This window comes from Bradyrhizobium embrapense (assembly GCF_001189235.2).
Lineage (GTDB): Bacteria > Pseudomonadota > Alphaproteobacteria > Rhizobiales > Xanthobacteraceae > Bradyrhizobium > Bradyrhizobium embrapense.
Window position 1 is genome coordinate 1 of record NZ_LFIP02000004.1, and the last position, 13512, is coordinate 13512.

11 protein-coding genes and 1 pseudogene are annotated in these 13512 nt (G+C 65.9%); 6 read left to right on the forward strand and 6 right to left on the reverse strand.

Annotated elements, in window-relative coordinates:
• The 4 genes and pseudogenes from AKN83_RS41250 to AKN83_RS18885 all read right to left on the reverse strand — a co-directional run.
• Positions 1-555 (reverse strand): annotated as a pseudogene (locus AKN83_RS41250) (transposase); the annotation flags it as partial.
• Between the two features lie 93 nt (positions 556-648).
• A complete protein-coding gene (locus AKN83_RS18875) occupies positions 649-1872 on the reverse strand; it encodes a hypothetical protein (RefSeq protein ID WP_050406635.1) in 1224 nt (407 codons plus the stop codon).
• A 107-nt stretch (positions 1873-1979) separates the two neighbouring features.
• Positions 1980-3491: a class I adenylate-forming enzyme family protein gene (locus AKN83_RS18880; protein WP_050406636.1), complete on the reverse strand. Its 1512-nt coding sequence runs from the start codon at positions 3489-3491 to the stop codon at positions 1980-1982.
• A gap of 85 nt (positions 3492-3576) precedes the next feature.
• On the reverse strand, positions 3577-5313 hold the full coding sequence (locus tag AKN83_RS18885; protein WP_083992167.1) for an extracellular solute-binding protein: 1737 nt from the start codon (positions 5311-5313) through the stop codon (positions 3577-3579).
• Between the two features lie 384 nt (positions 5314-5697).
• On the opposite strand from AKN83_RS18885, the gene AKN83_RS18890 reads away from it, so the two are divergent.
• Both AKN83_RS18890 and AKN83_RS18895 read left to right on the forward strand, forming a co-directional pair.
• Positions 5698-6528 (forward strand): invasion associated locus B family protein, encoded by an 831-nt coding sequence (locus AKN83_RS18890; RefSeq protein WP_050406638.1) that lies wholly within the window; start codon positions 5698-5700, stop codon positions 6526-6528.
• A 307-nt stretch (positions 6529-6835) separates the two neighbouring features.
• Positions 6836-8110: an MFS transporter gene (locus tag AKN83_RS18895; RefSeq protein ID WP_206600794.1), complete on the forward strand. Its 1275-nt coding sequence runs from the start codon at positions 6836-6838 to the stop codon at positions 8108-8110.
• 17 nt (positions 8111-8127) lie between these two features.
• On the opposite strand, the gene hspQ is transcribed toward AKN83_RS18895, so the two are convergent.
• The gene (gene hspQ / locus AKN83_RS18900; protein WP_050406639.1) at positions 8128-8460 is read right to left on the reverse strand and encodes a heat shock protein HspQ; all 333 of its coding nucleotides are present in this window, start codon (positions 8458-8460) and stop codon (positions 8128-8130) included.
• Positions 8461-8581: 121 nt separating this feature from the next.
• Here hspQ and AKN83_RS18905 point away from each other — a divergent pair, with 121 nt between their 5' ends.
• Positions 8582-9535 carry an AEC family transporter gene (locus AKN83_RS18905; protein ID WP_050406640.1) on the forward strand — a complete coding sequence of 318 codons (954 nt, stop codon included), beginning with the start codon at positions 8582-8584 and terminating at the stop codon, positions 9533-9535.
• Between the two features lie 66 nt (positions 9536-9601).
• Here the strand turns inward: AKN83_RS18905 and AKN83_RS18910 are convergent, their stop codons facing one another.
• The gene (locus AKN83_RS18910; RefSeq protein WP_050406641.1) at positions 9602-10786 is read right to left on the reverse strand and encodes a UbiH/UbiF family hydroxylase; all 1185 of its coding nucleotides are present in this window, start codon (positions 10784-10786) and stop codon (positions 9602-9604) included.
• Positions 10787-10918: 132 nt separating this feature from the next.
• Between AKN83_RS18910 and pcsA the strand changes: the two genes are divergently transcribed.
• From pcsA to AKN83_RS18925, 3 genes are all read left to right on the forward strand, one after another.
• A complete protein-coding gene (pcsA, locus tag AKN83_RS18915; protein WP_050406642.1) occupies positions 10919-11647 on the forward strand; it encodes a phosphatidylcholine synthase in 729 nt (242 codons plus the stop codon).
• On the forward strand, positions 11644-12363 hold the full coding sequence (locus tag AKN83_RS18920; RefSeq protein WP_050406643.1) for a TerC family protein: 720 nt from the start codon (positions 11644-11646) through the stop codon (positions 12361-12363). The genes pcsA and AKN83_RS18920 overlap by 4 nt, the downstream gene beginning before the upstream one ends.
• A 91-nt stretch (positions 12364-12454) precedes the next feature.
• Positions 12455-13429 carry a quinone oxidoreductase family protein gene (locus tag AKN83_RS18925; RefSeq protein ID WP_050406644.1) on the forward strand — a complete coding sequence of 325 codons (975 nt, stop codon included), beginning with the start codon at positions 12455-12457 and terminating at the stop codon, positions 13427-13429.
• Positions 13430-13512 lie beyond the last annotated feature (83 nt).

Genomic DNA, 13512 nt, shown 5'->3' on the forward strand with positions numbered 1-13512 from the left:
CGATGATGACAATGTCGCCAGGCTTAAGTGTCGGAACCAGCATTTGCTCGACGTAAGCCAGGAAGCTCTCGCCATTGATCGGACCATCGATCACGCAGGGCGCCTCGATGCGATCATGGCGCAGGGCGGCCAGGAAGGTCAGCGTCCGCCAGCGGCCATGCGGGGCCTTGGCGATCAGTCGCTCGCCACGTGGCGCACGGCCGTGGGTGCGCGTCATGTTGGTTTTGGCCCAGGTTTCGTCGATGAAGACCAGCCGGGAAGGATCAAGCCGTCCTTGATATTTTCGCCATTGCGCCCGCCGCCGGGCGACATCGGGGCGATCCTGCTCGCTGGCGTGCAGGCTTTTTTTTGAAGCTGATGCCTTCGTAGCGCGTAGGGACGATTGCCGCCCATCTGCCGCGCCGCCGCGCTTCCGGTCGCGCGAAACCGCTGCGACCACTTCACCACGCTCGCAACACTGACCTTGAAGGTGGCAGCCACCGACCGGCAGCTCTCTCCCGCCGCTACCGCGGCAACAACGCGCTCGCGCAAATCAAGAGAATAGGCCCGTCCCATCAGATGCTGGCCTCCTCCAGCCAGCATCTTGAATCAGAACCCCGCTGATTTGGGAATCCCCAATCGATTCAGACCAAAACGATCACGCTCTAGTTACGACGCCGCGCGCTCCGGCGTGCCGAACAGGCGCCCGAGCAGCGAATGCGCGGAGTCACCGGGCAGCAGCGTTGCGACGCTGACGGCGGGCTCGGCTTTGTCGCGGCGGCCGTTCTGGGTGTGGCGCATCACGCTCGCCAGGCGCCGCGTGATCGCCTGCGCGTTGCGCAGGTCGGTGCCGGCGAATGCCACGACGAGTGAACGATCATCGTACACCGCGCCGAAGTCAGCCTGCCGCATCAGCCGGCTGATGATCCGCGCGCCGTCGAATTGCGCGCGCGGCTGCGTGTTGTCGAAGGTGAAGCGCGCCACCGAGAGCGCGCCGCCGCGCTCGGCGGTCTGGTAGACGGCGGTCGCGAAGTCGCGCTCGAACGCGGCCTTGGTGAGCAGGCCGGTGCGGGGATCGATCAGGCCCTTGGCATCGATCGCCTTGAGCATGCGGCCAAGCCGCGCCTCGAAGGCGTGCTGGCGGATCATCGGCAATACCATGTCGCCGACGCGCGCCGGCCCGGCCGTGACGATCTCGAGATTGGGCAGCTCGTAGCGCGGCGTCAGCTCGCCGGAAGCGACGATCACCGGCAACGGACGGAAGCGGACATCCTCGGTCAGCACCGTCAGGAACGCATCCATCACGCGCGGGGTGAAGCCTTCGGCCAGCACGATGCCGTCGATGTCGCGGTTGGAAAGATGTTTTGCGGCCGCCTCGATGCTCAGCGCACCGACCACGCCGGCGCGCTCGCCGAGCGCGACCGACAGGGCCGGGTAGGCGCCGCCGCGGCCGATCAGGAGAGCGGTGGCCTCGCCGACCGGATCGATGTCCGATAATGCGATCGGCGCCGGGGGCACCAGGCGGCGCATCACGGTCGCATGCAGGGCACGAACGCGTAAGGACGCATTGAGCCGAGCGACCAGGCGATCCGGCATGCCCTTGTGCTGGAAGAACGCGATGACCGTGTCGGGCAGGGTGGTCGCGGGATCGACCGCGATCAGCGGCAGATAGGGCGCGCGGGCGGCAGCGCGCTTGGCGAGGCCCGAAAGGGTGACGAAGTCGACACCCTCGGCGGCTGCGATGATCGCTGCCGGCTTGACCTGTTCGATGGCGCGTCCGACCTCGTTCCAATCGGTGAGCACGACCGGGAACAGCTTCGTCTCATCGAGGACCGCGGCGAACGGCGGCTTTGCCGACGCCGATACGATGAGGACCGGACCTTGTTGAGACATTCGAACGCTCGAAACCAATGCTTAAGATCAGCAAACGGCTGCGATGCTAGTCGGCATGGCTTAATGCGGCGTCAACACAATGCTAAGACTAACGCAATGATAAGATCTCAAGGCGCCCCGGTGCCGCTGCGGTCGCGAAATGCCTCGACCATCAATGGGTTAAGACCAAGTTCTGTCAGGGCGTCGCGGGCCCGCGCATTGTCCTGAGCCCGGCCGGCCAGCCGGTGGCCGCTGAGGCGGTCGGGCAGTGCCGTCAACATGGCGCCCTGGCCGAGACGGCGCGACCACTCCTGCAACTCCCCGGCGAGGAAGCGGTAGCCGCCGACCGTCATGACCCCTGACGGCGGGGCGGTGATGTTGATCGCGCCGGTCGCGCGGTCGATCCGCGCGGCATATTCGGTGTCGACGTAATCGCGCGCCGGCGGCGCAATCAGGGTGTCGCCCGGGGGCGGCGGCGGCGCATAGGCAGCGACCGGCACCATCGGGCCGCGCAGGCCCAGCGTGCCTTTCGGGGTCAGCAGGATCTCGCCGGCGATTGATGCGCCGGGAGCTTCGCGCGGCGCGCTGTGCGGGCCGGGCTTGATCGGGGCCGGCGATCCATCCTCGGCATTGCGGCGGGCGCCGAACAGCCCGGCCTCGCCGAACAGATAGACGTCGGTCAAGCTCACCCGCCGCGACGTCCAGTGCGCGCTGGAGGCAACCTGCTCCGGTGTCCGCCACAGGCCGATCGCGTTGCGCAACGTCGGCAGGCGCTCCGACAGGCCGCACTCGTCGAGCCGCAGCGCGAGTTGCGCCGGCGCGATCAGCGTGTCGCAGCCGTGATCGTTGAACTGGGCTTCGAACGCTTCTTCGTCGAACGGGTGATGCATGACGAGCGTTCCGCCCGACAGCAACCAGATTACCAGCGACGAACAAATGCCGGCAAACGACATCGGCGCGAAGGCCGACATGATGGTCGCGCCCTGGGCCAGGTCGCTCTCCAGCGACATCGCGAGCCCGCCGGCGATCAGGCCGAAATGCGCGCGCGGCACCGGACGAAAGCCCTCGCTGGTGACGTCGAAGGAGATCAGCGCCGGCTTGCGGCCGTCCTGGATCATCGGGCGCGAGGTCCGGGAGTCCTGCAGGATCGCATCATCGAGCGATGCCATGCCTTCGGGCAGATCGGTGCCGAACCCGCAGACATGGCGGATCGAAAAGGCTTCCGCCGCGGCATTCATCGCGATGTCGGCGTAGGACACGCCGTCGATCCTGCCGCAGGTGACGATTGCCCGCGCCGCGGTGCGGTTGAGGACGGCGGTCAGCTCGGCCTGCCGCCACAATAGAGGCAACGGCGCCACCACGAGGCCGACCCGATGGGCGGCGAGCACGGTCAGGGCGAATTCGATCGTCGAGGGAAGCTGAACCGCGATCACGGTATTGGCCGGCAATCCGCTCTCGACGAAGTGGGCGGCGATCGCCGAGATCGCGCGGTCGGCCTGGGCATAAGTCAGGCGCTTGCGGGTCTGTCCGGTGACGCGCTGCTTGTTGATCGGGTCGACCAGTGCCAGCGCCTCGGGGTGTCGCGCCAGGCTGCGCTTGAACAGCGTATCGAGCGTGGGCGAGGTGATCGACTGGTTCACAGGTTCAACGTCGGTTGCATCGCTTCGATCGGACCGGGTCATGCCGCGTCGGGTCGCAAATCACTTGGTCGCTCAACTCGGCAGCTCAATTGGATTGCGCGCCGGGCTTCTGCCACCAGGTCTCCGGCAGGTAGCCCGTCAACGCCGTGGCCGAAGGCCGTTCTATCCGATTCCAGCGCGCGATCCATTGCTCTCCCAAGTTAAATAGGGGGATAGCGTAGAAGCCCGACATCAGGGCCCGGTCCAGCGCCCGCACCGCCGAGACGAAGTCGGGCCGCTCCCGCGCCGCAAGCAGCGCCGCGATCGTGGCGTCGATCGCCGGATCCTTGGCGCCCATGTAGTTCCGGGTGCCCGGCACATCGGCGGCCTGGCTGCCCCAGTAGAACCACTGCTCGTTGCCCGGCGACAGCGACTGGTCCCAGCGAATGGGGATCATGTCGAAATCATAGGCGACGCGGCGCTGCTCGAACTGCACCGCGTCGACCACCCGGACCGCAGCGTCGATGCCGGCCCGCTTCAGGTCGCGCTGATAGGCGAGGGCGATCCGCTCATGCTCGCGTGTCGTCACCAGGATCTCGATCCGGAGCGGCGTCCCGGTCGCGCGCTGCTTCAGCACGGTGCCGTCGAGCGCGTAGCCGGCGTCCGACAGAAGCGCGAGCGCGTCGCGCAGGACGGTGCGGTCGCGGCCCGAGCCATCGGTAATAGGGAGGCGATAGCGGCCGTCGAGGATGTCAGGCGCGATATGCGACAGATACGGCTTGAGGAGCTCGCGCTCGCGGTCATCGGCCGGGTGGCCATAGGCCGACAAATCCGAGCCGGCGAAGTAACCGCCGGCGCGCGAATAGAGTCCGAAATAGTAATTGCGGTTGATCCATTCGAAATCGAACAGCATCAGCAGCGCCTGGCGCACCCTGACGTCCGCGAATTTCGGCCGCCTGGTGTTGAACACCAGGAATTCGGACGGATCGGGCGTGCCGATCTTGATGGTGTCGCGGATCACTTCGCCGCTTCTCGCGGCGGGAAAGTCGTAGCCGTCATGCCAGCGCAGCGGCTCGGGCTCGGTCCGGAAGTCATAGAGGCCGCGCTTGAATGCCTCGAACTGGCCGTTGGCGTCGCGGTAGTAATCGAGCCTGATCTCGTCGAAATTCCAGAACCCGCGGTTCACCGGAAGGTCGCGCCCCCAGTAGTCCGGATTGCGGGTGAAGGTCACGCTGGTGCCGGGCTTGACCGCCGTCACGCGATACGGGCCGGAGCCGATCGGCGGCGCCAATGTGGTCTCCTCGAATTTGGCGACGTCGGTGGCGTGGCGCGGCAGGATCGGCATCAGGCCGAGGATCAGCGGCAATTCGCGGTCGGGAACGCCGCCGAAGTCGAACCGCACCGTGAGCGGGTCGAGCACCTCCGCCTTTGCGACTTTCGAATAATACTGGTGATGCAGCGGACGGCCGTGATCGCGCAGCAGTTGGAGCGAGAACACGACGTCGTCGGCCGTGACCTCGTGCCCGTCGGAGAAGCGCGCGCGTGGATCAATGTGGAATGTCACATAGCTTCTGGCATCGTCGGTCTCGACGCTGCGGGCGAGCAGGCCGTACAGCGTGAACGGCTCGTCATTGTTCCGTACCAGCAGGCTCTCGTAGACATAGCCGCGCTCATAGGCGTAGCCCCGGAGCTGCTGCACGGCGAGACCCCTGACGATCAGGGGATTGAGGCTGTCGAAAGTGCCCTCCCGGGGGCTCAGGACCAGACGGCCGCCCTTGGGGGCGTCAGGATTGGCGTAGGGTAGATGGCTAAAGTCGGCAGCCAGGGCGGGCGCGCCATGCATCGCGATGGCGTGGCTCTCGGTGGCGGCCGCAGGGGCAAGTGCGGTCGTCAGCAGACCCACGACCGATGTCAGCACGAGGCAGATGGCAGCCAATGCGGCGCGCCAAACGTGACCGGGAACACGTACATCAGGCGCCGGATTTGATTCGCGAAACGTCACGCCAAAGGTTTATCACAGGGCGCTGAAACTCGCCGTGACAGGTGCGCAATTGCGCTTTGTCGGCATTGATCTTTCCGCGCGCCGCTGTATTGAAGGCGTGCAATTCGAGGGCGGGAACGCCTGTCACGTATCCGCCTCAATTGACTAGGAGACAGCCGCCCAAACGGCTATGTGTCGGCGCCTGCAGCGGTTTCGGGCGCTGCCGTTCAGAAAGGGTTTTCCGCAATGAATTTCCGTATCTTGGCCGCCCCGGTCCGGCCGCATGGGCGAATTGTCGCCCTGATGGCGGCGACGGCATTCTCTGCAGCGCTCCTGGTTCCTGCCGCTCGGGCCCAGCAGCCGGCAGCGCCTGCGGCACCGAAGGCTGCGCCCAAGGCGGCACCGAAGGCAGCTCCGAAGGCGCCGGCTCCGGCAGCCCAGGCACCAGCCGCCCAAGCACCGGCCGCAGGTCAGGCGCCCGCCGCGGCCGCCCAGCAGCCGCCCCAGGATCAGCAGATCCAGCTCATCTACGCGCCCTGGACCAAGTTCTGCCTGAAGGGCCAGGAAGCCAACGCCAAGCAGGTTTGCTTCACCGGTAAGGACGGCCGCATCGAGTCCGGCCAGCCGGTGATCGCCGCGGTGATCATCGAGCCGGAAGGCGAGCCGAAGAAGATCCTGCGTGTCACCCTGCCGCTCGGTATGCAACTCGTGCACGGCACCCGCATCATCGTCGACGGCAACCCGCCGCAGCAGGCACCCTATGTGATCTGCTTCCAGAACGGCTGCATGTCCGACTATGAAGCAACCCCCGAGCTGATCGCCAACATGAAGAAGGGCCAGAACCTCGTGGTCCAGGCGATCAATTCGAACGGCGCGCCGCTGACGCTGCCGCTGCCGCTCAACACCGAATTCGCCAAGGCCTATGACGGCCCGCCGACCGATCCGAAGGTGTTCGAGGAAAACTCGAAGAAGCTGCAGGAAGAGCTGCAGAAGCGCGCCGAAGAACAGCGCAAGAAGCTTGAAGGCGCGGGCGGGGGCGCAGCGCCGGCGGCTCCGGCCAATCCGGCAGCCAAGTAGAATTTCAAGTAAACTTTCGAGCAACCGCTCACGAGATCGCGAGATCATTGCAAATCAAAAGGCGCCCGGAAGGGCGCCTTTTTTGTCATGCGAAACCGACTGGCTGGTGGCAGCCTGCTGCGCTGGTGAGGGCGCGCCTCGTGTGCGATGGTTGCTCAAATCGATCGCGCCACACCGCGTCGAAACACAATCATAAATCCGCCACGGGAGGCCAGACGAAAGCGCGGAGAGCGCGCCTTCGGTGCGCAGATGCGCGCGTGGTTCCGTGCGAACCCTGGCCGCCGTTCGCAGTCATGGAAGTCGCGCAATGTCCCAGCGAGCCAACACGCAGCGGCGGGAACCGCTTTCCCGGCCTTCGGAGCAACCGAGCGCCCGCGCTTCGGTGGATGCCGGCGGGCGCCTCAACCAGGACAACGTCGCCGGTAGCTTTCATCCGGGCATCGTCCATCTGGCGCTGGCAATGGGCGGGTTCGCGATCGGCATCGCCGAATTTGCGACCATGAGCCTGCTGCCGTTCTTCGCTCACGACCTCAACATCAGCGAGCCCCAGGCCGGTCACGCGATCAGCGCCTACGCGCTCGGCGTCGTGGTGGGCGCGCCGGTGATTGCCGTGCTCTCGGCGCGGATGACGCGGCGAACGCTCTTGATCGCGCTGATGGGCTTCTTTGCGCTGATGAACGGCCTCTCCGGGCTCGCGCCCGACTACCACACCATGCTGGTGCTGCGCTTCCTCGCCGGGCTGCCGCATGGCGCCTATTTCGGCATCGCCATGCTGGTCGCGGCCTCGCTGGTCCCGACCGACAAGCGCACGGCGGCGGTCGGCCGCGTGCTGCTCGGCCTCACCATCGCGACGACGATCGGCGTGCCGCTCGCCAATGGCGTGGGGCAGGCGATCGGCTGGCGCTGGGCCTTCGCGATCGTTGCCGGCCTCGCGCTGCTGACGTCGATCCTGGTCCTGATCTTCGCGCCGCGTGACGTCGCCGACCGCAAGGCGAGCCCGTTGCGCGAGCTCTCGGCACTCGGGCGCAAGCATGTCTGGCTGACGCTCGGGATCGGGGCCATCGGCTTCGGCGGGCTGTTCTCAGTCTACACGTATCTGGCGTCGACCATGCTGGCGGTGACGCACACCTCGCCCGCGCTGGTGCCCGTCACGCTATGCGTGTTCGGCGCCGGCCTCACCGCCGGCAACATCATCGTGCCGCGCTTCGCCGATCGCGCGCTGATGGCAACCGCGGGCGGGCTCTTGCTGTGGTCGGCCGCGACGCTGGCGCTGTATCCGCTGGCGGCGATGAATTTCTGGACGCTGAGCGCCGACGTGTTCCTGATCGGGCTGGGCGGCGCGCTCGCCACCGTGCTGCAGACCCGGCTGATGGATGTCGCGGGCGAGGCGCAGAGCCTCGCCGCCGCGCTCAACCATTCCGCCTTCAACATCGCCAATGCGCTGGGGCCGTGGCTCGGCGGAATGGCGGTTGCGGCCGGCTACGGCTGGACGTCGACCGGCGTCGTCGGCGCTGGACTGGCATTGGCGGGTTTTGTGGTCTGGGCGATCGCGATGGCGCTGGCCAAGCACGAGGGCGTGTGAGCGCCCCGCGTCCGCTGTCAGTTCAGCGACGGATTGCGCGGACGGTAGCCGCCCGACTTGTCCTTGATGAAGATCTCCGCGACCTGCGAGTGCCGGATCGGTTCGCCGGAATCGTCGGGCAAGAGGTTCTGCTCGGATACGTAGGCGACGTACTCGGTCTCCGAGTTTTCCGCGAGCAGGTGATAGAACGGCTGGTCCTTGTGCGGCCGCATGTCCTCGGGGATCGACAGCCACCATTCCTCGGTGTTGTTGAACTCCGGGTCGATATCAAAAATCACGCCCCGGAAGGAGAACACCCGGTGACGGACGATCTGCCCGATCTGAAACTTGGCGGTGCGCGCTTTGATCATGGTTCGTCGATAGACCAACATTGTGGCCGATGCTAGGGGCTAAGCTGCGAATTAACCTCTGCTTTACCGATTCCCGCCCTGCAAGAACGACCCGAAATCCGGCCGAGAAACTACTTTCAGAATGATCGATATCCTCAATCTGGCGTTACCGTATTTCGGCTTGATCTTCATTGGCTACGCATGCGGAAAAGCCAAGGGTTTGCCCGAGAATGGGCTCGCCTGGATGAATTTCTTCCTGCTTTACGTTTCGTTGCCGGCGCTGCTGTTCGGAATCATGTCGAAGACGCCGTTCGCCGAGCTGAACAACCCGCCGTTCCTCGTCGCCACCACGCTCGGAACCGTGATCGCGTTCTTCCTGGCGGTGATCGCGGGCAAATTGATGGGGGGCTTAACGCTGCGCGAGGCGACTCTGGCCGGCCTGTCCGGCGCCTACGGCAATATCGGCTACATGGGGCCTGGCCTGGCGCTCGCCGTGCTCGGCACCAAGGCGGCGGCGCCCACCGCGCTGATCTTCTGCTGCGACAGCATCTTCCTGTTCTCGATCGTGCCGCTTTTGATCGAACTCACCGACCGCGACCATCCCTCCCTGTTGCACGCGTTCGGCGTGGTGCTGCGGCAGATCGTGCAGAACCCGCTGATCATGTCGGCGGTGTTCGGGGCGCTGGTGGCGGCGTTCCACATCCCGATCCCGGTCGCGCTCGACCGCACCATCCAGTTCCTGCAGAACGCTGCCGCGCCGATGGCGCTGTTCGCGCTCGGCGTCACCGTGGCGCTGCGGCCGTTCGAGCGGGTGCCGTGGGAGGTGCCGGGTGTGATCGCAATCAAGCTGCTGATCCACCCGCTGGTGGCGTTCGGTCTGATGCTGCTGTTCGGTCCGTTCGCGCAGCCCTGGGCCGCGACTGCGGTGCTGATGGCCTCGCTGCCGCCGGCGCTCAACGTGTTCGTGATCGCACGGCAGAACGATACCTGGATCGAGCCGGCATCGGTCGCGGTGCTGATCGGCACCTTCGCCTCGGTCGTCACGCTGACCAGCGTGATGTGGTTCATCCAGAGCGGACGGCTGGTGTTTCCCTGAGACGAGCCGCCTTTATTTGACGCGTTTTCTTAACGCGAACCGGTGCCCACTTCGCTCGAAAACGCTTTATCGCCGCCACGACGGCGCGAGGCCCTCGCGCATGGCGAGCCGCCGCAGCGGGCCGAAGGCGCCGAGTAGATGCAGGCCGGCGGCCCGCGCCGTCTGCACGCCGAGGAAATCGCTGAGCAGCGAGCGGTTGGCGATATCGATCGCCCAGGTCCGGCTGGCAACGTCGGGCCGCCGCGCCGCCTGGTAGCGCGCCAGCACGTTCGGTGCGCCGGGATCCTCGCCGCGGCCGATCGCCTGGCCTGTGATCTCGGCGATATCGGCGGCATCGCGCAGTCCCATGTTGAGGCCCTGCGCGCCGATCGGCGGCAGCACATGGGCGGATTCTCCGACCAGCGCGATCCGGTCCTTGGCGAATTGCCTAGGCCGCTCGATGGCGAGTGGAAACACGTGACGACCACCCTGGACCTCGACGCGGCCGAGGATCGAATGCGACTGCCGCTCGGCCGCATCGGACAATTCGACATCGCCAAGCGCCTTCAGCCGTTCGGCCTCCTTCGGCGCCGAGACCCAGACCACGCTGCTGCGGTTGCCGCTCAGCGGCACGAACACGCATGGGCCGTGCTCGGTGTGAAACTCGGTCGAGATGTTGTGGTGCGGCCGGCTGTGGCTGATGTTGAAGGTGAGGGCGGACTGCCCGAGCTCGCGGCTGACCACCTCGATGCCGGCGGCCTCGCGGGACAGCGAATTGCGGCCGTCGGCGCCGACCACGAGCCGGGCCCGCAATGATTGGCCCTGCCGCGTCACCACGGTGACCCCTGCGTCATCCGGCTGCACCGAGGCGGCTTCGTCGTCGAACCTCGTCAGCGCGGCCATCTCGCCGGTGCGCTCCTCGAGCGCTAAGACCAGCGAGCGATTGTCGATGTTGAAGCCGAACTGCTCGCGGCCGATCTCGTCGGAGGAGAACCGCACCTCGGGCGCGCGGATCAGGCGGCCGGTGTCGTCGACGAGGCGCATGGTCTTGAGCGCCGCAGCCTGGTCGCTGCAGCGGCGCCAGACGTCGAGCCGCTCCAGGATCTCGGTCGAGGCGCCGAGCAGCGCGGTGGTGCGGTTGTCGGCATAGGGGGCGCGGCGCGCCAGGAGCGCGGTGCGCGCGCCGGCGTCGGCGAGGGCAATCGCAGCCGTCAATCCGGCCGGACCACCGCCTATTACGATAACGTCATAATCCTGCGAGCTGTCGGTCATATCAGGACATTTGACATGCCTGGCCCGATTTTCAAGCCATCGGTAACCACCAGGAGTTTTCAGCGATCTGCGCGGCGGAACGTCGCAAGACCGCATATGCAAACGGGGCCGATTCCTGATAGCACTCGGCCGATGGAGCACTCGAGCCAGCCGGATGCGTTGCCAGAGCGGATGCGGACCGCCGCATTCTCCGTTCATATTTTCACGGCGCTCGGTGCCGGGGTCGCGCTGCTGGCGATGCTGGAGGCGGTGCGCGAGCACTGGGCCAACATGTTCGCCTGGCTCGGGGTCGCGCTGATCATCGACGGGATCGACGGCCCGCTGGCGCGCCGGCTCGACGTGGTGCGACTGCAGCCGAACTGGTCGGGCGAGGTGCTCGACCTGGTGGTCGATTTCGTCACCTATGTGTTCGTGCCGGCCTACGCGATCACCGCGAGCGGCATGCTGCTGCCGCTGGCCGCACCGATCCTCGGCATCGGCATCGTGGTTTCCAGCGCGCTGTATTTCGCCGACCGCCGCATGAAGGCCGACGACAACCATTTCCGCGGCTTCCCGGCGCTGTGGAATGCGGCGGCGTTCTACCTGTTCCTGCTGCATCTGCCGCCGGTGCTGTCGACGATCGTGGTCGCGCTGCTGATCGCGCTGACCTTTGCGCCATTCCATGTGCTGCACCCGTTCCGCGTGGTACGGCTGCGCTGGCTGACGCTGTGGCTGCTCGGCGCCTGGGCGCTGCTCGGCATGTATACGCTCGCCAATGATTTCGTGGTTGGCGCGCCGATCACGTTCGGTCTCTGTGCGATTGCCGTCTATATCGTCGGTAGCGATACCGTGATCCGCCGGATGAAAGCCTTCAGAGCATGATGCAATTGATCACCAGCCCGGAAGCCTGGGCTGCGCTGTTGACCCTGACTGCGCTCGAGATCGTGCTCGGCATCGACAATGTCATCTTCCTCTCGGTGCTCGTCTCGCGGATTCCCCAACCCCAGGCCAACCGCGCGCGGCAGATCGGCCTGCTGCTGGCGCTGGTGTTCCGCATCATCCTGCTCAGCGTCCTGGTCTGGCTGATTGGGCTGACGCAGCCGGTGATCACCATCGAGAGTGTCGCGCTGTCCTGGCGCGACATCATCCTGATCGGCGGCGGCCTGTTCCTGATTGCGAAAGCGACCCACGAGATCCACGCCGAGGTCGAGGCGCGCGATGTCGAGGAGCAGGACAAGCCGAGCCCCAACGCGTTCTTCTGGGTGATCGTGCAGATCATCATCATCGACCTGGTGTTCTCGCTGGATTCGATCATCACCGCGATCGGCATGGCGCAGGACCTCGAGATCATGATCGCGGCGGTCGTGATCGCCTGTATCATCATGTACGTCTCGTCGGGACCGGTGGCGCGGTTCGTCGCGGAGCATCCCACCACCAAGATGCTGGCGCTGGCCTTCCTGGTGCTGATCGGCGTCGCGCTGGTGGCTGACGGTTTCAAATTCCACATTCCGCGCGGCTACATCTATTTCGCAATCGCGTTCTCGGCTGCGGTCGAGGCATTCAACATCATGGCCAAGCGCAACCGTAAGAAGGCCTAGCGGGCGATATGGCTGGTCCGGGCAGCTCGGTTGACAAGCCGGCGCCGATGGCATTCGCTCGGCTGACGCTGAGATCTGAGGGAGCGACGACATGACCAAGGCTGTGCGGGTGCACAAGGTGGGGGGCCCTGAGGTCCTGACCTATGAGGATGTCGAGGTGGCGGCGCCGGGGACCGGCGAGGTCCGCATCCGCCAGCATGCTGTCGGGCTGAACTTCATCGACGTTTATTTCCGCACCGGCCTCTACAAGGCGCCCGGCCTGCCGTTCATCGCCGGCAATGAGGCCGCCGGCGAGGTTTTGGCGGTCGGCCCCGGGGTGACCAATTTCCACCCCGGCGATCGCGTCGCCTATTACTACAACCTGGGCGGTTACGCCTCGGAGCGCGTGATCCCGGCCGACAAGCTCGTCAAACTGCCCGACCACATCACCTACGAGCAGGGTGCCGTGCTGATGCTCAAGGGGCTCACGGTCTGGTACCTCCTGCACAAGACCTTCAAGGTCGAGCAGGGCCATCGGGTGCTGATCCACGCCGCGGCCGGCGGCATCGGACTGCTGGCCTGCCAGTGGGCCCACGCGCTCGGCGCGCATGTCATCGGCACCGTCGGCTCGAAGGCGAAGGCCGATCTCGCGCTCGCCAATGGCTGCGACCACGTCATCCTCTACAACGAGGAGAACTTCGTCGAACGCGTCAAGCAGATCAGCCGCGGCGAGCTCTGCGACGTCGTCTATGATGGCGTCGGCAAGACCACGTTTCCGGGATCGCTGTCGTGCCTCAGGCCACGCGGCCTGTTCGTCTCGTTCGGCAACGCCTCGGGTCCGGTGCCGCCGTTCCCGCTCGCCGAGCTCAACAACCACGGCTCGCTGTTCGCGACGCGGCCCAAGCTGAACGACTATGTCGGCACCCGCAAGGAGCTGCTCGAAGGCGCCGACACGCTGTTCGCCGCCGTGATCAACGGCAAGCTGCACGTGCCGATCAACCACGCCTATGCGCTGAAGGATGCGGCGAAGGCGCATAGCGACCTGGAGAGCCGGGCGACGACTGGCGCGGCGATTTTGCGGCCGTAGTTTCGGCCGTCATTGCGAGGAGCGAAGCGACGAAGCAATCCATTCTTTCCCCGAGTGGAAAGGTGGATTGATTCGCTTCGCTC

Bases quoted from the DNA above. Each gene is read 5' to 3' on its own strand.
- AKN83_RS18875 (WP_050406635.1), bottom strand. From the start codon at position 1,872: ATGTCTCAACAAGGTCCGGTCCTCATCGTATCGGCGTCGGCAAAGCCG.
- AKN83_RS18885 (WP_083992167.1), bottom strand. From the start codon at position 5,313: ATGCATGGCGCGCCCGCCCTGGCTGCCGACTTTAGCCATCTACCCTAC.
- AKN83_RS18890 (WP_050406638.1), top strand. From the start codon at position 5,698: ATGAATTTCCGTATCTTGGCCGCCCCGGTCCGGCCGCATGGGCGAATT.
- AKN83_RS18895 (WP_206600794.1), top strand. From the start codon at position 6,836: ATGTCCCAGCGAGCCAACACGCAGCGGCGGGAACCGCTTTCCCGGCCT.
- hspQ (WP_050406639.1), bottom strand. From the start codon at position 8,460: ATGATCAAAGCGCGCACCGCCAAGTTTCAGATCGGGCAGATCGTCCGT.
- AKN83_RS18905 (WP_050406640.1), top strand. From the start codon at position 8,582: ATGATCGATATCCTCAATCTGGCGTTACCGTATTTCGGCTTGATCTTC.
- AKN83_RS18910 (WP_050406641.1), bottom strand. From the start codon at position 10,786: ATGACCGACAGCTCGCAGGATTATGACGTTATCGTAATAGGCGGTGGT.
- pcsA (WP_050406642.1), top strand. From the start codon at position 10,919: ATGGAGCACTCGAGCCAGCCGGATGCGTTGCCAGAGCGGATGCGGACC.
- AKN83_RS18920 (WP_050406643.1), top strand. From the start codon at position 11,644: ATGATGCAATTGATCACCAGCCCGGAAGCCTGGGCTGCGCTGTTGACC.
- AKN83_RS18925 (WP_050406644.1), top strand. From the start codon at position 12,455: ATGACCAAGGCTGTGCGGGTGCACAAGGTGGGGGGCCCTGAGGTCCTG.